The following is an 18,304-nucleotide window of genomic DNA, read 5'->3' on the forward strand; positions in this document are numbered from 1 at the left end:
CCGCAGGGTTCACTCGGTACCGGATAAGCGTTGCCGTGGTCAGTGCGTCTCGACGGTGAGTTCGACCGGTCGGCGCTCGCCTTCGAGGTCCGCGACGACGCGTTCGACGACGCGCTCGCCCTCCTCGACGACCTTGTCCACGACCCGCTCGACCACCCAGTCGAGGGAGACCAGCCGCGGGAGGTCGAGCGCGCCGCGCGCGCTGTCCGTGTCGTACGTGACGACGAACGTCACCCGCGACCCGTCGTCGGTCTCGGCGACCTCCCAGCGGCCGTGCGCGTCGATGCCGTCCACGAGTTTCCAGTCGATTCGCTCGGGTTCGTCCGTGTCGGTCACGCGCGAGCGCACCGCGTGCGTGAGCTTCCACCACGCGAACGTCAGTTCGTACTCGGTGCCCGCGCCGCCGTTCCCGTGCTGGGTGACCGACTGCAGGTACTCCGAATACTTGGCGTACCGCGGGAAGTCGGCGACGAACGCGTACGCTTCCGCCGGGGGGACGCGGACGTCTGTGCTCACCTCGACCGTGTTCACACGTCGCCTTCGTTGCGCGGCGTCAAAGGTCTACTGTGGCCTGCCGGGACCGCGGCGCTTGTATCCGCTCGACGCCAACCGGGAGCCATGACCGAACACGTCGCCGTGGTCGGTGGCGGGCCCGCGGGCCTGACCGCCGCCATCTACACCGCACGCGCCGGCCTCGACACGACCGTCTACGACGCCGGCGAGCCGATTCTCGCGCGCAACGCTCACTTGGAGAACGTCCCCGGCTTCCCCGCGGGCGTGAACGCCCGCACCTTCCTCGACGCCACCCGCCAGCAGGCCGAGAACGCCGGCGTGGAGTTCGTCGAAGCGCGCGTCGAACGCGTCGCCGGCACCGACGACGGCTTCGTCGTCGAGACGGACGCAGCCGCCACTGACACTGCGGACTTCGTGGTCGCGGCGTCGTGGCCGGACAGCTCCTACCTCGACGACTTCGAGTTGTCGCGCATCGACCGCGGGTCGAAGACGATGCTCGGCGTGGACGAGTTCGGGCGCACCGACCGCGACGGCGTCTACGCCGCCGGCCGCGTCGCGCGCCAGTCCCACCAGACCGTCGTCGCGGCCGGCCACGGCGCGACTGTCGGCCTCACGGTCATCGACGACAGCGACGTCCCCCACTACCACGACTGGGTCGCGCCCGAGGGCTACTTCACGGGCCGCGACCGCGACGTGCCGCCGGGTTGCGAGGAAATCGGCGAGGCCGAGCGCCGCGAGCGCGAGCAGGCGAGTCTGGACGCCCTCGCCGCGCTCTCCCCGGCGGACCCGCCGACGATGCACCCGAGCGTCGAAGACGACGACTGACCAGCCTATTTATAGCCGGGCGCGCAACTCCCCGTGAATGCTCTCCGGAGTGAACGTCGCCCTCGGGGTCACGGGCAGCATCGCGGCGGTGAAGGTCGTGGAACTCGCCCACGAACTCCGCCGCCGGGGCGCGAGCGTGCGCGCCGTGATGACCGGGAGCGCGCAGGGAATCATCAATCCGTGGGCCGTCGAGTTCGCCACCGACGAGCCCGTCGTCACCGAGATTACGGGCGGCGTCGAGCACGTCGAACTCTGCGGCCGCGACGGCTGGGCGGACGTCTTCCTCATCGCGCCGGCGACCGCCAACACCGTCGGGAAAATCGCGGGCGCCATCGACGACACGCCCGTGACGACCTGTGCGACGACCGCGCTCGGCGCCGACGTGCCGGTCGTCGTCGCACCCGCGATGCACGAGCCGATGTACGACCACCCGGGCGTGCTGGACGCCATCGACCGCGTGGAGTCGTGGGGCGTCGAGTTCGTGGACCCGCGCGTCGAGGAGGGGAAGGCCAAAATCGCCACCGAGGAAGCCATCGCAATCGAGACCGCTCGCGCGGCCAGCGACGACCCGCTGGCGGGCGAGCGCGTCGTCGTCACGAGCGGCGCGACCAGCGAGCCAATCGACCCCGTGCGGGTGCTCACGAACCGCTCGTCGGGGCGGACGGGGCGCGCGGTTGCCGCGGGCTGTTACGTCGCGGGCGCGGACGTCACGCTCGTCCACGACGGCGACGACGTGCCGTACGCGGAGACGGTACAGGTCGAGACCGCCGCGGAGATGCTGGCGGCGGCCCGGGACGCGTGCGCGGACGCCGACGCCCTGATTTCGGCGGCCGCGGTCAGCGACTACACCGTCGAGGCCAACGACGAGAAGATTCGCTCCGGGCAGGACCTCACGCTCGACCTCGAACCGACGCCGAAGCTCATCGACGAGATTCGCGACGCCCACCCCGACCTCACCATCGTCGGGTTCAAGGCCGAGACCTCGGGCGACGACGACGCGATGGTCGCCGCCGCGCGGAAGACCCTCGACCGTGCCGACCTCTCGTTCGTCGTCGCCAACGACGCCAGCGTGATGGGCGACGAGGACACCCGCGTCCTGTTCGTGACCCGCGAGTCGGTCACGGAGTTCGTCGGCAGCAAGACCGCGCTCGGCCGTCGCGTCGCCGACGAGCTCGCCGCGCGGGACTGACGGCGACGACGGACTCCGGCGCGTAGCGTGGGAAACCGAAGGTATCATCATACGGCGCACCCACTCGCCGAACACGACAAATGACGCTAGCTACGCGGCCGCAGTCGGCGCTGTGGCCCGAACCACGGGGGGTGACCTGATGGCCGGCGACGACATCCTCGTCCCGGTCGACGACTCGGTGACGCTCCGGAAGACGGTGGCGTACGTCGCCGAGCGTGCCGCCGACGCCGACGGCCGGCCGACGCTGCACTTCGTCTACCCGGTCTCCGAGCGCATCGACACCAGCGAGGAGGGCGCGGAAGCCACGGGCGCCGTCGAACTCCTCGACCGCATCGAAGTGTGGGTCGAGGAGGACCTCGGTGACGGCGCCGACTCGGTCGGCGTCGAGACCGCCGTCGTCGGGCAGACCGAGTACCTGTTCAACCCCGGCGACTACGCCGACGTGCTCGTCGAGTACGCGCGACGCCACGGCGTCGAGACCGTCGTCCTCGACCCCGAGTACAACCCGCTCGGGATGGCGCCGCTGCTCCCGCCGCTGGAGGGCGAACTCGAGTCCGCGGGCCTGACCGTCGAACTCGCGCCCGTCGAGCGGGCGACCCGCCGCAGCCCGCTCACGCGGACCGCCGGCCTCGGCCAGTTCGTCGTGCTGTTCTGCTCGACGTACGCGTTCTACCTGCTCGTCTCCGGGACGCTGTCGGCGTTCGACCTCGCGACCGGCGCCATCAGCGCGGGGGTCGTCTCCGCCGTGCTGTGGCGCATCACCACCCGCGGCGAGGTCGAGCTGAGCAAGCTCGGCGGCCGGCTCGCGCGCTTCGCGCTGTACGTCCCGTTCCTGCTGTGGGAAATCGTGAAGGCGAACATCGACATCGCGTACGTCGTGCTCCACCCGCGGCTCCCCATCGACCCGAAGACGGTGGAGTTCGACGCCGCGGTGTGGTCGGCGCTCCCGGCGACGACGCTCGCGAACAGCATCACGCTGACGCCCGGGACGCTCACGGTGGACGTCACGCAGCGACACTTCACCGTCCACAGCCTCACCGTCGGCTCCCGCGAGGACTTGCTCGACGGCGCGCTCGAACGCGCGGTCCGGTTCGTGTTCTACGGCCGGCGCGCCGCTCGCATCGCCAGCCCCGCCGAGCGCGGCGCGCGCACCGACGACGAGACGGAGGGTGAGAACGCGTGACGCTGCTCACCGACATCCTGCTCGGGGGCGCGGCGGCGTTCGTCGTCGTCTCGCTGTCCATCCTCTACCGGGTCGTCAAGGGCCCGACGATGCAGGACCGCGTCATCGCGGTCAACGCCATCGGGACGAACATCGTCGTGGTCATCGCGCTCGTCGCGGCGGCCACCGGCAACCCGTCGGCGCTGGACATCGCCATCGTGTACGCGCTGTTGAACTTCCTGATGAGCATCGCCATCTCGAAGTTCACCGTCGAGCGGGGTGGTGTGCTGTGACGCCCCGCGAGATTGCGGTGCTGGCGCTGGTCGCCGGCGGCGCGTTCTTCGCGTTCGTCGCGGCGGTCGGGCTCCTCCGACTGCCCGACGTCTACACGCGGGCCCACGCCGCCTCGAAGAGCGACACGCTCGGCGCCGGCCTCGCGCTCGCGGCGGTCGCCGCCACGTTCGGCTTCGACCTCTCCAGCGCGAAGGCCGCGCTGCTCGTCCTGTTCATGTTCATCACGAACCCGACCGCGGCCCACGCCATCGCGCGCGCCGCCGCCGACCAGGGCATCGAACCGTGGACGACCGAGGAGGGTGACAGCGAATGAACTTCGAACTCCCGCTCATCGCGTTCGTGCTCGCGTCCGCGCTGGCGACCGCCGTCCTCCGGGACGTGCTCGGCGCCATCATCGCGTTCGCGACGTACAGCCTCGGCATCGCCGTCGTCTGGGTGGTGCTGCAGGCGCCCGACGTCGGCCTCACGGAGGCCGCGGTCGGCGCCGGCGTCACCACCGTGCTGTTCCTGTTGACCATCGCGAAGACGGTGCGGCCGTCCGGGGACCGGCTGCTCGAACGGCTCGACGTGCCCGCGCTCGCCGTCGCCGTGCTGTTCGTCGCCGTGCTGGCGACGACGCTCACCGACCTCCCCGCTATCGGCGACCCGGACAACGTCGTCATCACGTCGGAGGTCACGACCTACTACCTCGAGAACGCGTACAAGGAAGCCGGCGTGAAGAACGCCGTCACTGCCGTCCTCGCGGCGTACCGCGGGTTCGACACGCTCGGCGAGGCGGTCGTCGTCTACTCGGCGGGCGTCGGACTGCTCGTCGTGCTCAAGAAGGAGGTGTTCGCATGAGCCAGTCTAACTCCGAGAGCGACCTTGAGGCCGCCGAGACCGCCGACGACCTGCGCTCGTACGTCGAGAGCCCCATCATCATGGCGACGGTGCGCGTCGTCGCGCCGTTCGTGTTCACGTACGGCCTCTACCTGATGTTCCACGGCGCCGACTCCTCCGGCGGCGGGTTCCAGGGCGGCGTCGTCGTCGCCACGGTGATGTTGATGCTCGGCATCGCGTTCGGCATCGACCCGCTACGGGAGTGGGTCGGGGAATCGACGCTCGTGCTCGTCGTCGTCGGCGGCGTCGCGGCGTTCGTCGCCATCGGCGTCGGCACCGTCGTCGCGGGCGGCGGCTTCCTCGACTACTCGGCGTACGGCATCCACCACGCCAGCAAGTACGGCATCGAAGCGGTGGAACTGTTCATCGGCGTCATCGTCGCGAGCACCATCACCGGGTTGTTCTTCGCCATCGACGCCGGCAAGGACGGAGGTGACAACGAATGATAGACCTACTCGTCACCCGGGACTACTACGTCGCGGCGTTCCTGCTGTTGGGCATCGGGACGTACGTGATGATAGCCGCCGGGAACTTCGTGAAGAAAGTCATCGGCATGAACATCTTCCAGACCGGCATCTTCCTGTTCTTCATCGCGTCGGCGTACCTCGAAGGCGGGACGGCGCCCGTGCTGAGCGACGGCGGCCCGTACGTCAGTCCGCTGCCGCACGTGCTCATCCTCACCGCCATCGTCGTCGGCGTCGCGCTGACGGCGGTCGCGCTCGGGATGATCGTCCGCATCTACGCGGAGTACGGCACGCTCACCGAGGACACCCTCAAGGAGGTGCGCAACAGTGAGTGACCTCGTCGCGCTCGCGGTCGTCGTCCCCATCGTCGGGTCGCTCGCGGCGTTCGTCGCTGGGGTCGCGCGCTCGGAGAGCGGCTGGCCGGTCGCGGTCGTCGCGTGCCTCGTCCAGCTCGCGGTCGCCGCGCAGCTCGCGGTGACAGCGTTCACCGACGGCACCATCAACTACGTCGTCGGCGGCTTCGAGGCGCCGTACGGCATCGAACTCGTCGTCGACGGGCTCTCCGCGACGATGATAGTCCTGATTGCGGTCGTCTCGCTTGGCGTGCTCGCGTACGCCCGCCGCGCCGGCCCGCGCTCGAACCCGTTCTACGCGGTGTACCTGCTGTTGGTCACCGGTCTGACCGGGATGAGCGTCACCGCCGACCTGTTCAACATGTACGTCTTCCTCGAAATCACGGGGCTGGCGGCGTACGCGCTCGTCGCCAGCGGCGACCGCGGCCGGTCGGCGGTCGCGGCGCTGAAGTACCTGCTCGTGGGGACGGTCGGCGCGTCCCTGTTCCTGCTCGGCGTCGGGTACGCGTACATCGACACCGGGACGCTGAACATGGCCGACCTCGGCATGAAACTCGCCGAGAACGGCTACGACGCGACGCTCACGCAGGCAGCGTTCGCGTTCATCGTCGTCGGCCTGTTCATCAAGGTCGCGGTGTTCCCGCTGCACACGTGGCAGCCCGACGCGTACGCGGGCGCCCCGGACAGCGTCAGCGCGTTCATCTCCGCGCTCGTCTCCACGGTCGCGGCGTACGCGCTGTTGCGCATCGTCTACACGGTGTTCGGCGCCGCGTTCCTCGCGAACAACGAACTGGCGAACGTCATCCTCGTCGGCGGCGCCGTCGTCAGCATCGTCGTCGGCAGCCTGCTCGCAATCTCGCAGTCCGAAGTCAAGCGGATGCTGGCGTACTCGTCGGTCTCGCAGTTCGGGCTCGTGGTCGCCGCCATCTCCATCGGGAACGTCACCGCGCTGATGGGCGCGGCCGTCCACCTCGTCGGCCACGCCATCATGAAGGGCGGGCTGTTCCTCACCGCGGGGCTGGTCGCCACGGAGACCGGCGCGCGCCGCGTCGAGGAGTTCGACGGGCTCGTCCAGCGCTCCCCACTCGGCGCGGGCGCGTTCGGCGCGCTCGCGGTGGCGATGGTCGGCATCCCGCCGACGATTGGCTTCGCGGGCAAGTGGTACGTCGCCGTCGGCGCCGCCGAGTCGGGGTCGTGGGCGCTGCTCGCGGTCATCGTCGGGAGCACGCTCCTGACGCTGGCGTACTTCGCGCGGCTCGTCGAGCGGATGTTCTTCCGCGAGCCCAGCGACGACCTCGAACCCGCCGGCGAGGCGGTCGCCGACGGCGGCGAGACCGCCGGCGTCTCCCTCGGGATGCAGGCGGCGGTCGTCGCCGCGGTCGTCGCCGCGGTCGCGCTCGGGTTCGCGGTGTTCGGCTACAGTGACCAGCTCCGACCGACCATCGAGGTGCTCCTCTCATGACTGAAATCACTTCCATCCGGCCGCTCGCTGCGGTGCTCGTGTCGGCGGTCGCGGTCGCGCCGATTCTGGCGTCCCGCGGCCGGCAGAACGTCCGCGAGGCGTGGACGGTGCTGGCGGCGCTGGCGAAGTTCGGGCTGGTGGCCAGCATGGTGCCGGCCGCCCTCGCCGGCGACGTCTACGTCACCGAGCTCGGGACGTTCGTCCCGGGCGTGAAGTTCACTCTCCAGGCGGACGCGCTCGGCCTGCTGTTCGCGCTGCTGGCGAGCACTCTCTGGATCGTCACGAGCTTCTACAGCATGGGCTACATGCGGGGGCTCGACGAAGACCACCAGACGCGGTACTTCGCGTCGTTCGCCGGCAGCGTCTCCGCCGCCGTCGGCGTCGCGTTCGCGTCGAACCTCGTCGTCCTCTACGTGTTCTACGAGCTGCTGACGGTCGCGACGTACCCGCTGGTCGCCCACGACGGCACCGACGAGGCGCGCGCCGCCGGCCGCAAGTACCTCGCGTACACGTTCGGCGGCGGCGTCGCCGTGCTCGCCGGGACGCTGCTGGTCTACCAGCTCACGGGGACGGTGGCGTTCACGACCGGCGGCATCGGCGACCTCGCGACCGCCGACCCGACGCTCGCTCGCGCGGTGTTCGCGCTGCTGGTCACCGGCTTCGGCGTGAAGGCCGCGCTGATGCCGATGCACTCGTGGCTCCCGGACGCGATGGTCGCGCCGACGCCCGTCTCGGGGCTGCTGCACGCGGTTGCGGTCGTCAAGTCCGGCGTGTTCGGCATCGCGCGCGTCCTGCTGGACGTCTTCGGCATCGACCTCGTCGCGGAACTCGGGGTCGGCGGCGTGCTCGCGGCGGTCGCCGCGTTCACGCTCGTGGTCGCCAGCGTCATCGCGCTCCGACAGGACCACCTCAAGCGCCGGCTCGCGTTCTCCACGATTAGCCAGCTGTCGTACATCGTGCTCGGCATCGCGGTCGCTGGCGCCATCGGCTCCGGCGACGCCGCGAAGTGGGCGCTCGTCGGCGGCCTCCTGCACATCCCGGCGCACGCGTTCATGAAGCTCACCCTGTTCTTCTGCGCGGGCGCGGTCCACGTCGAGACCCACACCGACTACATCTCCGAGATGGCGGGCATCGGCAAGCGGATGCCGCTCACGATGGGCGCGTTCGCCGTCGCCGCCGCCGGCATGGCCGGCATCCCGCTCATCGCGGGGTTCGTCAGCAAGTACTTCCTGCTCATCGGAACCGTCTCCGGGGGCTACCTCGCGTTCACCGGCGCGCTGTTGCTCTCGGGCATCCTGAACATCGCGTACTTCTGGCCGGTCGTCTACACCGCGTTCTTCGAGAGCGCCGACGGCGCCGACGGGAAGCCGCTCGTCTCCAGCCCGTTCGGCGGCCGCTCCACGAGTGAAGTCAGGGCCGACGGCGGCCACGACCACGGCCACGGCGCGTTCGAGCGCCGCGCGCCGAACGGCGCGGAGTCGACGTGGTTCGTCCTCGCGCCGATTCTGTTCGCGGCCGCCGGCTCCGTCGTGCTCGGCGTCGTGCCGGACGCCGCGGTGTTCCTCCAGCTCGTGCGTGAGGTCGCCGACGCCGCCGTGGGGGTGATGGTCTGATGGACGCAATCGTCCCGCCGTTCGTCCCCGTCCTGCTGGCGGCGCTGTTGCTGCCGTTCCTCGGGCGCCGCGTCGGCCACGCCGTCGGCGCGCTCGCCAGCGCCGCCGTCGTCCCCTACGTCTGGCTGGTCGCCGAGGGCGCGCACTTCCAGACCCACCTGTTCGGGTTCAAGGCCGTGCTGTTCAACGTCGACCCCTTCTCGACGCTGATGGGGCTCATCTTCGGGTTCATCGGCGCCGCCGGCGTGCTGTACTCGTACGCCAGCGACGCCGACAACCTCCAGACCGCGTTCGCGCTCGGCTACGTGGGCACGAGCCTGGGCGCCGTCTTCGGCGGCGACTGGCTCACGCTCATCTTCTTCTGGGAGCTGATGGCCGTCACCAGCACGCTGTTGGTGTGGCATTACGGCGGGAAGGCCGTCCGCGCAGGCTTCCGGTACGCGCTCGCGCACGGCATCGGCGGCACGCTCCTGCTCGGCGGCATCGTCTGGCACTTCGCCGAAACCGGGACGTTCCTGTTCGCCTCCGTGCCCGGCGGCCCCGAGTCCGGCGGGCTCGCGGGCCCGGTCGCGCCGATTCTCGGCGCCATCGGCATCGGCGTCAACGTCGGCTTCATCGGGCTGCACGCGTGGCTGCCCGACACCTACCCGCGCCCGCACGTCGCCGCCAGCGTCTTCCTCTGCGTGTTCACGACGAAGACCGGCGTCTACGGGATGTACCGCGTGTTCCCGCAGGACGGCAACGTCGCCGTCGCGTACATGGGCGGCCTGATGGCCGTCTTCGGCGCGACGATGGCGCTGTTCCAGAACGACATGCGCCGGCTGCTCTCCTACCACATCCAGTCGCAGGTCGGCTACATGGTCGCCGGCGTCGGCATCGGGGGCGCGCTCGCGCAAGCCGGCGCGTTCGCGCACGTCTTCAACCACATCCTCTACAAGGGACTGCTGTTCATGACGGCGGGCGTCGTCGTCTACCGCACCGGCGAGGAGAGCCTGAAGAAGCTCGGCGGACTCGCCCGCGAGATGCCGATTACCGCGGGCGCGTTCACCGTCGCCGCGCTCTCTATCGCGGGCTTCCCCGGCTTCAACGGCTTCGTGAGCAAGGGCATCGTCATCTCCGCGAGCCACTACTCCTTCGAGAAGGGGCCGCTCGTGCTCGGTGACTTCTACACGCTCGAACTGCTGTTGTTGCTCGGGGGCGTCGGGACGTTCATGTCCTTCATCAAGTTCGGCTACTACGCGTTCTTCCACGGCAGCTACGACGGCTCCGTGAAGGACGCCAACCGCGGGCAGTCGGTCGCGATGGTGACCGTCGCGGCGCTGTGCGTGCTCTACGGCGTCTTCGACGGCGCGCTGTTCGCCATCCTGCCCTACGACGTGACGAGTGACGCGGTCGTCCACCACGTCTACCACACGTACACGGTCCCGCACGTCATCGAAGGCGTGGCGCTCGCCGTGCTGGGGCTCGTCGGCTTCGTGCTCGTGAAGAAGCCGCTGTCGAAGCTCGGCCGCGTCCCGGACGTCGACAACGCGTACAACCCGCTGACGTTCTACGCCACCCGGTATCTGGTGGTCGGCGTCACGGAGCTGTACGCCGCGGTCGACCGCGCGGCCGTCCGCACCGCTGACGCGACCGCCGCGGTCGTCACCGCACCGGGCGCTGCTGCGGGGCGGCTCGTCGGCGAGGACCGCGTCTCGCTGCGCGCGGACGTGAGCACGAGTCTGTTGCTGGTCGTCGTGGTGGTCGCGCTTGCGCTCGTGCTCGTGCTGTAACTGTCTCTCACGGTCGCGCTCGTTCCGTCACCTTTTATTCGCGGCGCAAGTACTTCCTGCATGGATAGGCTCAAGCAGTCCCTGCTGGACGCGCCCATCATCGAGAAGGACGGGTACCACTACTTCGTTCACCCAATCAGTGACGGCGTCCCGATGCTGGAGCCGGAGCTGCTGCGGGAGATCGTCATCCGCATCATCCGGAAGGCGGAGCTCGACGACGTCGACAAGATTGTCACGCCGGCGGCGATGGGCATCCACATCTCCACGGCGGTGTCGCTGATGACCGACATCCCCATCGTCGTCATCCGCAAGCGCGAGTACGGCCTCCCGGGCGAGGTCGCGCTCAGCCAGCAGACCGGCTACTCGGAGAACGAGATGTACATCAACGACGTCGAGGAGGGCGACCGCGTGCTCGTCCTCGACGACGTGCTCTCCACCGGTGGCACCCTGCGCGCCATCACGGACGCCCTCGAACACATCGGCGCGGACGTCGCGGACGTCCTCGCGGTCATCAAGAAGGCCGGCCCGAACGAACTCGACGACACGGACACGGACGTGAAGACGCTCATCAACGTGGACGTGCAGGACGGCGACGTCGTCATCGTCGACGCCGAAGGCGACGACTGAGCCGACTGCCGGCGGAACTCGCGACGTGGCGGGGGCTTTTCCTGCCGACGCTCCTTGACTCGTGTATGCCGTCTGCACTATTCGTCGTCAGCGAGGAAGGCTACTGGGGAGAGGAGTGCGTCGAACCGCTCACGACGCTCGACAGCGAGGGCTTCGACATCACGGTCGCGACGCCGAGCGGGTCGCCGCCCGTCCTCGACGAGCGCTCCGCGGACCCCGAAGAGGTCGGCGAGGAGACCGCCGAGTGGGTGCGCGAGGTCCACGAGAACGACGAGCGGCTCAACGACCCCGTCTCCGTCACGGAGGTCGAGGCCGCCGACTACGACGCAGTCGTCTTCCCCGGCGGCCACGGCACCGCGTGGGACGTCAATCAGGACGTCCACGCGCGCCGCCTCCTGCGGAACGCCGTGGAGGGCGACAGCGAGAAGGCGCTGGTCGTCTGCCACGCCGTCGGCATCCTCGCGTTCACGCGGGACAGCGACGACGACTTCCTCGTCGCCGGCCGCGACATCACCGGCTTCCCGAACGAGTGGGAGGAAGGCATCGTCGACGACCACGACCGGATGCCCGACGGCCGCAAGCTCCCCTACTGGGTGGAGGACGAAGTGAAGGTCGCGGGCGCGAACTTCGACGCGGAACTGGACGCCGACACCAGCGTCACCGTGGACGGCGACCTCCTCACCGCGCGCGGCCCCGGTTCGTCCAGCGCCGCCGCCCAGGCGCTCCTCGAGGAACTGGACGCGTAGCTGGGGGAGAACTCCCACACGGCGTCCGAAACAGAACCCTTAACTGCCGGACCGGGCTACGAAGGAATGCAGCGGGATGGGATAGCCAGGAGATTCCGCCGGGCTCATAACCCGGAGATCGGTGGTTCAAATCCACTTCCCGCTACTCCTCTGATACTCACGCTTCATAGCGTCGCCTCCGTGCGACGCGTCACGTGAGTTGCTGTGAGTTAGCGAAGTGGATTTGAACGAGAGAACCGAGCGCAGCGAGGTTCGCGTAGTTCAAATCCACTTCCCGCTACTTCTTCCACGAAACCAATCGCGGAGTTTCATCTCCACTGTTTTCCCACCACTCTCGTTCCGTAACGTCCCGTTCGTTCACCCTGCCAGTTTCGCGCCGAGCGCGTCGCGGTAGCGGGCGGCGAGCTCGCGGACGACGAAGCGGTCGCGGGGGTCCACGCCGAGCACGTGGAGCGCGGCGACGTAGACCGGGAGGCCCACGAGCACGCCCACTGGGACGGCGGCGATGCCGTCGATGGCTGTACGAACGCCGGCGAGTACGGCGGCCATGACGACGCCGGCGGCGAGCGGGCGGAGGTAGGTGGCGTCGAACGGCCACAGGTCCTCGAAGCGCCGGAGGAGCACGACTTGGATGCCGTTCTGGACGGCGATGGCGAGCGAGGTGCCCAGCGCGGCGCCGACGAGCCCGAACTCCCGGACGAACAGGTAGGTGAGGCCGACGTTCAGCACGGCGAGCAGCCAATCGAGGGCCATCCGGGCGTACTGGTGGTCGGTCATCATCAGCAGCCAGCCGGTGGCGCCGACGGCGCTCCCGACGAAGACGCCGCCTAAGTAGACTGACAGCGGAACGTACCCCCGGACGTACGTCTCGCCGAACAGCGCGAGGAGTTCCCGGCCGAACACGAGCTGGACGGCGAGAATCGGGACGACGCTCGTGACGATGAGCCGCGTGACCGACGAGTAGACGGCGTTCAGGGTGGCGGTGTCGTCCTCGGCGTAGAGCCGGGAGGCGACCGGCGGGAGCAGTTGGTTGAACGACAGCAGCGGAATCCACGCAATCGAGACGAGCACGAGTACGACGTTGTAGACGCCGGCCGCGACCGCGGTGAGGAGCGCGCCGACGAGGAGGACGTCGACGCGGTTCTGGAACACCTTCCCGAGGCTGCTCATCGCGACCGGGAGCGCGTGGTCGTAGAACTGGCGGGCTTCGCCGCGCGCGCCCCGGAGCGACGGCCGGATGCCGGTGACGCTGGCGGTGACCGGGTAGCCGGCGACGACCACGACGAGCAGGCAGGCGACGAACGCGCCCGCGACGCCGACCACGGAGTAGCCGAGCGCGAGCGCCGCGAGCGCGCCGACGAGCCGCGTGGCGGGTCGCAGGAGCTTGTTGAACAGGACTTCGCCGCGCGCCGACCCGCCCGCCCGGAAGGTCGCGGCGTACGTCATCACGAGCCCGAGCAGCACGACGAAGACGCCGAACAGCCGCATCGTCGCCGGGAATGCGGGGTGGGCGACGGTCTGTCCGTTAATCCACGGCGCGAGCACCCACACGCCGGCGGCGATGAGCGCGCCGACGCCGAGCGTGGTGAGGTAGGCGAGCCCGGTCACGCGGGACTGGCCCGCGGGGTCGTCCTCGTAGGCGGGGAGGTAGCGCTGGAGGGTGGGGACGCTGCCGAACGTGACCAGCCGGGAGAGCAGTTGCGCGATGCGCCACGCGAGCGCGTACACGCCGTACGCGACGGGGCCGAGGCCGCGCGCGAGCACGAACTCCGAGGCGGTAATCAGCGCGCGCTGGGCGGAGACGCCCCCGGAGGTCACGACCGCGCCGTGGGCGATGGTCAGCAGCGCGTCGCGCTCGGCTTCCGGCACTTCGTCGTCGTCGGACGCGGCGCTCATCGGTTCCGCTCGGGCGGAGTCGACTGTGAGCATTAAGCCGTTCGGTCCGCGAGGCGGGACGCGAACCCGAAAGCGTTTGGCGGCGGCCGCGCACGGTTCCACCGATGGAGTACGGCGTCGTCCTGAAGTGGTGGTTGCTCTACCAGGCGCTGCTGGTCGTCGGGCTGCCGTTCGCGGCGCGGCTGCTGCCGGACGCGCCGGACCGCGGCGCGTCGCTGGCGGTGCCGACCGCCGTCGTGTTAGTGACGGTGCCGACGCTGTGGGTCGGCCAACTGGCGTTCGGGCTGTGGGTGGTCGTCGGCGTCGCTGCGGCCGTGGTCGCGGCGTCGGCGTGGCTGGCGCGCGGCGGCATCGACGTGCCGAGGCGCCCGCTCGCGGAGGTCGCGGCGGTGTTCACCGCCGCGTTCCTGTTCCTGATCGTGATTCGGGCGGCCGCGGACGGCGTCCACCCCCACGGCGGCGAGAAGTTCCTCGACTTCGGGTTACTGCAGAGCCTGCTGCGCGCCGAGCAGCTGCCGCCGCAGGACTTCTGGTTCGCGGGCGAGCGCGTCGTCTACTACTACGGCGGCCACCTGATGGCGTCGATACTCGCGCTGTTGTCCGGGACGAGCGGGCGGTTCGCCTACGACCCGGCGCTGGCGGGGTTCTACGCGATGGCCGTGACCGCCGTGTACGGGCTCGCGAGCACGATTACCGCGAGCCGGTTCGCCGAAGCCGACCCAGTGGAGGGTTCGACGGCGCTCGGCGTGGCGGCGGTCGTCTTCGTCGTGTTGCTCGTGACGCTGGGCGTACCGTGGTACTACCTCGCCGTGCCGGCGGCGTTCGCGGCCGCCGTGTTCGCGGGTTCGACGCGAGTCCGCGCAGGGATGCTGGCGGCAATCGTCTACGGGTTCGCGAGCAACCTCGTGACGCCCGTGCGCCTGCTCGCGGGCACCTACGACGTGGTGCGGGAGGCGGTCGTCGCCGCGGGCGTCAAGTCGAATCGGGCGCCGACGATAACGCCGGCGGAGTTCGACATGTGGCACGCGAGCCGCGTCGTGGAGACGGGCATCAACGAGTTCCCGCTGTTCGCGTACCTGAACGGCGACCTGCACGCGCACATGATGAGCGTCGCCGTGCTGTTCCTCGCGGTCGGCATCGGGCTGGCGTACGCGCGGACGCCCGAGTCGGCGCGCCGCCGCCGGCTCGCGCTGCTGTTCGGCGCGTTCCCGGTCGCGGCGGCGACGATTCTCACCGTGAACACGTGGAGCTTCCCGGCGGTCGCCGGCGTGGCGATGCTGAGCGTCGCGCTCGTGGACGCCGACCCGCGAACCCTGTTGCCCGGCTCGCTCGCGCGTCGGTTCGAGCAGTCGAGCGCCGCGGTGCGCGAACTCCAGCGCGTCCTCCTCGGCGTCGCGGTCGCGGTCGCGGTCGCGGTCCTGGGGCTCGTCGTCGCGGCGCCGTTCGTGCAGAGCGTCCTGCTCGCCGGCGCGAGCAACCAACACCCCGCCGCGTTCCCGGTGCCGACGAAGCTCGGCGCGTTCCTGCTCGTCCACGGCCTGTTCCTCGTGGCGTTCGGCGCGTACCTCGTTTCCCGCGTCGCTCGCGACGGCTCGGACTGGGCGGCCGCCGCGCTCGCCGCAGTCGCCGCGGTGCTGCTCGCGGCGACGTTCGACCCCGTGATTGCCGGCGTCCGCGTCGGCGTCGTCGGCGTCCTGCTCGCCGGGCCGATACTCGCGGGCGCGTGGCTGCTGCGGCGCCGGGACGCCGTCGGCTTCGAGGGCGTGCTCGTCGTCGCGGGCGCGGGCCTCGTCGTCATCATCGAGTACGTCTACGTCGCGGACGCCGCCTCCTACGAGCGCTACAACACGATTTTCAAGGTGTACGCGCAGGTGTGGGCGCTGTGGTCGGTGCCGGCCGGCGTCGCGCTCGCCGCGCTCGCCGCACGCAAGCCCGACGTGTCCCGGCTGCGGTCGGTCGGCGGCACCGCGCTCGCCGTCCTGCTGGTCGTGTCGGCGTCCATCTACGGCGGGTTCGCGGTCGCCAGCCACGTCGACAGCGCCGACGACGCGACCCTCGACGCCTTCGAGCACGTCAACGACGAGCGCCCGGACGAGGGCGCCGCAGTCGAGTGGCTGAACGACAAGTCGGGCCAGCCCCACATCGTCTCCGCGCCCGGGACGACGCCGTACACGTGGCAGAATCCGGCGTCCAGTCTCACCGGGATACCGACGGTCGCGGGGTGGGCGCACGCCGGCAACTACCACAGCGACTCGGCGTACCGGACGCGCGTCAGCGACGTCGGCGTCGTCTACGAGACAAGCGAAGCCGTCTCGCGGGCCATCATCCTGCGGAAGCACGACGTCCAGTACGTCTGGGTCGGGCCGGTCGAGCGCGAGCGCTACGACGTGCGCGTCACCGACGAGGAACCGGGTATCAGCGTCGCGTTCACGAACGAGAACGTGACCGTCTACGAAGTCACGCACTCGGAACTCGTCGAGCAGTAAGCAGGGAGGTCGGAGCCGAGAATCAGACCGCGAGGTCGCCGGCGCGCTTTTTCACCGTGATGTCGTCGGCGTCGGCGGTTTCGACGTCGAGCCAGTGCGGGACGAAGTTGCGTTTCTCGTAGTCCTCGAGTTCGTCCTCGTCACCCATCACGCACCACAGCTGGACCTCGTCGGGGCCGTGCCAGTCGCCGTTGCGCGTCACCTGGAAGAGGACTTTCTCCTCGCCGTCGTACTCGATGACGCCGTCGCGGCGCACGCCGGGGTCCCCGTGGATGATGAGTCGCTTCATGACTGCGGGTTCGGAGGGTGGCGGATTAAACGCTTCGAAGCCGGCCGTCACTCGGCGGCGAGCGCGGCGCCCAGCCAGTACGTGGGCAGCCCGAACACGGCGAGCAGCGGAATCCACCCGAACACGAGGAACCACAGCAGCGACGTCGGGCCGAGCAGTGCCACGATGCCTCCGAGCGGCGCGATTACGGTGACGAACGGCGCGACGGCGGTCGCGACGTCGGTCCACCCGCCGCGCTCGGTTCTGGTCGCGCCGACGACCGCGAAGGCCCAGCCGTGCGCGGCCAGCAGGCCCGCGGAGAGCGCGCGAGCCGCCGTCATGGTGGCGACACCCGGGTGGAGGGCCGCGCCGACGCCGGCCGCGGCGACGCCGAGCGCCAGCGGCGTCCCAACCGCGGCCGCCGTCAGCACGCGAGCGCCATCGAGCCGTCCGGTGGCCGCGAGGCCGCCGACGACGACTGCGGTGAGCGCGGCGAACAGCGCGGTCGCGCCGACGAGGCTGAAGGACGTGTCCGCCAGTCCTGCGGCGACCGCGACGACCGCGACGAGCGCTCCGGCCGCCGCGAGCGCGGTGCCGACGCGTTCGGTGTCCTCGGGCGTGCCGGCGCGGTCGACAAACGCGCCGAACGCGCGGAGGAGGACCGCGAGCGCGACGACCGGCACGGCGAGCACGACCCCCGAGGCCGCGAGGAAGCCCGGGAGCACCTCGACGCCGATTGCGAGTTCGGTCGCGACCGTCGAGACGACGCCGCTGTCGGGCGCGAACGCCACGTAGTCGTCGTCGAGGTACTCGCCGGACGCCCGCGAGAGAACGTCGCTGCTCGCGCCCGCGGTAATCGTGTAGCCGTCCGGCGCGTGCAGGCGGAAGGCGTCGGTGTCGACCGCCCAGCCCGTCCGCGCGTCGTGGACCGCGTCCGCGAGCACGACGCCGCCGAACGACGCGTGCCCGAAGTCGGGGTCGAGGTGCGTGATTCTGACGCGGGACTCATCGACGCTGAGGGTGGCGTTCTCGGGGACGGGCGCGAGCCCGTCGTCGCGCTCGGCGAGCACGGCGAGGACCGCGTCGGAGTGGTTCGCGACTCGCTGTGCGCCGTCGCCCGCAAGCTCGTTCTCCACGACGACGTGCGCGCTCCCGTTCGCGCGGACGTGGACGTCCAGCGAGGACGAGACGACGGTGACTGGCGCGCCCGCTTCGCCGGCGGCGGACTCGAAGGACTCGCCGCACGCGCCGCAGACGTCTTGTGGCGGCGGTGCGGCGGCGGCTCCGGTGGCGAGCGCGAGCGCGACGACGAGCGCGGCTGTGGGGAGGGCGACCGTGCGGCGCGGGACCATACTCGGGGCGTCGCGGGCCGCCAGCAAAAACCTGTGCGTGCGCTGGGGGTTCCGTCCGCGAAACCAAACGGATTTTAAGCGGCCGCGTGTAACCGAGAGACAACAGAGCTGATTTAGCCTATGGAGATGCCACGCCGATTCAACAGCTACTGCCCGCACTGTGACGAACACAACCAGATCGAGGTCGAGAAGGTCCGCACCGGCCGCTCGTCCGGCATGAAGTGGGACGCTCGCCGCACCAAGCGCGCGAACGCCTCCATCGGGAACCACGGCCGCTTCTCGAAGGTGCCGGTCGGCAACAAGCCGACGAAGAAGACGGACCTCAAGTACCGCTGCAACGAGTGCGGGAACGCCCACCTCCGCGAGGGATGGCGCACCGGCCGTCTCACCCTTCAGGACTAAC

At 70.1% G+C, this 18,304-nt stretch carries 19 protein-coding genes and 1 tRNA gene; 16 read left to right on the plus strand and 4 right to left on the minus strand.

Annotated features, from left to right (window positions below; genetic code table 11):
- Positions 1–39: 39 nt before the first annotated feature.
- Positions 40–531: a type II toxin-antitoxin system RatA family toxin gene (locus HHUB_RS03590; RefSeq protein ID WP_059056235.1), complete on the minus strand. Its 492-nt coding sequence runs from the start codon at positions 529–531 to the stop codon at positions 40–42.
- Between the two features lie 87 nt (positions 532–618).
- Here HHUB_RS03590 and HHUB_RS03595 point away from each other — a divergent pair, with 87 nt between their 5' ends.
- The 14 genes from HHUB_RS03595 (at position 619) to HHUB_RS03660 (ending at position 12,044) form a co-directional block, all read left to right on the plus strand.
- Positions 619–1,338, plus strand: coding sequence for an NAD(P)/FAD-dependent oxidoreductase (locus HHUB_RS03595; protein ID WP_059056236.1), 720 nt, complete (start codon positions 619–621; stop codon positions 1,336–1,338).
- Positions 1,339–1,375: 37 nt separating this feature from the next.
- Positions 1,376–2,527 carry a bifunctional phosphopantothenoylcysteine decarboxylase/phosphopantothenate--cysteine ligase CoaBC gene (coaBC, locus tag HHUB_RS03600; protein WP_059056237.1) on the plus strand — a complete coding sequence of 384 codons (1,152 nt, stop codon included), beginning with the start codon at positions 1,376–1,378 and terminating at the stop codon, positions 2,525–2,527.
- A gap of 139 nt (positions 2,528–2,666) precedes the next feature.
- The gene (locus tag HHUB_RS03605) at positions 2,667–3,710 is read left to right on the plus strand and encodes a monovalent cation/H+ antiporter subunit E (protein ID WP_059056238.1); all 1,044 of its coding nucleotides are present in this window, start codon (positions 2,667–2,669) and stop codon (positions 3,708–3,710) included.
- Positions 3,707–3,982 carry a cation:proton antiporter gene (locus HHUB_RS03610; protein WP_059056239.1) on the plus strand — a complete coding sequence of 92 codons (276 nt, stop codon included), beginning with the start codon at positions 3,707–3,709 and terminating at the stop codon, positions 3,980–3,982. Before HHUB_RS03605 ends, HHUB_RS03610 begins: the two co-directional genes overlap by 4 nt.
- Complete coding sequence (mnhG, locus tag HHUB_RS03615; protein WP_059056240.1) at positions 3,979–4,296, plus strand: monovalent cation/H(+) antiporter subunit G; 318 nt, start codon at positions 3,979–3,981, stop codon at positions 4,294–4,296. Before HHUB_RS03610 ends, mnhG begins: the two co-directional genes overlap by 4 nt.
- A complete protein-coding gene (locus HHUB_RS03620; RefSeq protein ID WP_059056241.1) occupies positions 4,293–4,823 on the plus strand; it encodes a DUF4040 domain-containing protein in 531 nt (176 codons plus the stop codon). Before mnhG ends, HHUB_RS03620 begins: the two co-directional genes overlap by 4 nt.
- Positions 4,820–5,308: an MnhB domain-containing protein gene (locus HHUB_RS03625; RefSeq protein WP_082687161.1), complete on the plus strand. Its 489-nt coding sequence runs from the start codon at positions 4,820–4,822 to the stop codon at positions 5,306–5,308. Before HHUB_RS03620 ends, HHUB_RS03625 begins: the two co-directional genes overlap by 4 nt.
- The gene (locus HHUB_RS03630) at positions 5,305–5,661 is read left to right on the plus strand and encodes a cation:proton antiporter subunit C (RefSeq protein WP_059056242.1); all 357 of its coding nucleotides are present in this window, start codon (positions 5,305–5,307) and stop codon (positions 5,659–5,661) included. Before HHUB_RS03625 ends, HHUB_RS03630 begins: the two co-directional genes overlap by 4 nt.
- Positions 5,654–7,141, plus strand: coding sequence for a monovalent cation/H+ antiporter subunit D family protein (locus HHUB_RS03635; RefSeq protein ID WP_059056243.1), 1,488 nt, complete (start codon positions 5,654–5,656; stop codon positions 7,139–7,141). Before HHUB_RS03630 ends, HHUB_RS03635 begins: the two co-directional genes overlap by 8 nt.
- A complete protein-coding gene (locus HHUB_RS03640) occupies positions 7,138–8,754 on the plus strand; it encodes a proton-conducting transporter transmembrane domain-containing protein (RefSeq protein ID WP_059056244.1) in 1,617 nt (538 codons plus the stop codon). The genes HHUB_RS03635 and HHUB_RS03640 overlap by 4 nt, the downstream gene beginning before the upstream one ends.
- On the plus strand, positions 8,754–10,526 hold the full coding sequence (locus HHUB_RS03645; RefSeq protein ID WP_059056245.1) for a Na(+)/H(+) antiporter subunit D: 1,773 nt from the start codon (positions 8,754–8,756) through the stop codon (positions 10,524–10,526). Before HHUB_RS03640 ends, HHUB_RS03645 begins: the two co-directional genes overlap by 1 nt.
- 60 nt (positions 10,527–10,586) lie before the next feature.
- Positions 10,587–11,153, plus strand: a complete 567-nt coding sequence (gene hpt, locus HHUB_RS03650; protein WP_059056246.1) for a hypoxanthine/guanine phosphoribosyltransferase — start codon at positions 10,587–10,589, stop codon at positions 11,151–11,153.
- A 65-nt stretch (positions 11,154–11,218) separates the two neighbouring features.
- Entirely contained in the window at positions 11,219–11,899 is a 681-nt protein-coding gene (locus HHUB_RS03655) for a type 1 glutamine amidotransferase domain-containing protein (RefSeq protein WP_059056247.1), read from the plus strand.
- Positions 11,900–11,969: 70 nt separating this feature from the next.
- Positions 11,970–12,044 (plus strand) — tRNA-Met (locus tag HHUB_RS03660).
- A 212-nt stretch (positions 12,045–12,256) separates the two neighbouring features.
- Here HHUB_RS03660 and HHUB_RS03665 read toward each other — a convergent pair.
- Complete coding sequence (locus tag HHUB_RS03665; protein WP_197570632.1) at positions 12,257–13,795, minus strand: lipopolysaccharide biosynthesis protein; 1,539 nt, start codon at positions 13,793–13,795, stop codon at positions 12,257–12,259.
- Between the two features lie 104 nt (positions 13,796–13,899).
- Here HHUB_RS03665 and HHUB_RS03670 point away from each other — a divergent pair, with 104 nt between their 5' ends.
- A complete protein-coding gene (locus HHUB_RS03670; protein WP_238324002.1) occupies positions 13,900–16,281 on the plus strand; it encodes a DUF2298 domain-containing protein in 2,382 nt (793 codons plus the stop codon).
- A gap of 22 nt (positions 16,282–16,303) precedes the next feature.
- Here the strand turns inward: HHUB_RS03670 and HHUB_RS03675 are convergent, their stop codons facing one another.
- The gene (locus tag HHUB_RS03675; protein ID WP_059056249.1) at positions 16,304–16,570 is read right to left on the minus strand and encodes an HAH_0734 family protein; all 267 of its coding nucleotides are present in this window, start codon (positions 16,568–16,570) and stop codon (positions 16,304–16,306) included.
- A gap of 47 nt (positions 16,571–16,617) precedes the next feature.
- Positions 16,618–17,901: a hypothetical protein gene (locus HHUB_RS03680; RefSeq protein ID WP_059056250.1), complete on the minus strand. Its 1,284-nt coding sequence runs from the start codon at positions 17,899–17,901 to the stop codon at positions 16,618–16,620.
- Between the two features lie 120 nt (positions 17,902–18,021).
- On the opposite strand from HHUB_RS03680, the gene HHUB_RS03685 reads away from it, so the two are divergent.
- On the plus strand, positions 18,022–18,303 hold the full coding sequence (locus HHUB_RS03685; protein ID WP_059056251.1) for a 50S ribosomal protein L44e: 282 nt from the start codon (positions 18,022–18,024) through the stop codon (positions 18,301–18,303).
- Position 18,304 lies beyond the last annotated feature (1 nt).

It is taken from the genome of Halobacterium hubeiense (assembly GCF_001488575.1).
Taxonomy (GTDB): Archaea; Halobacteriota; Halobacteria; order Halobacteriales; family Halobacteriaceae; genus Halobacterium; species Halobacterium hubeiense.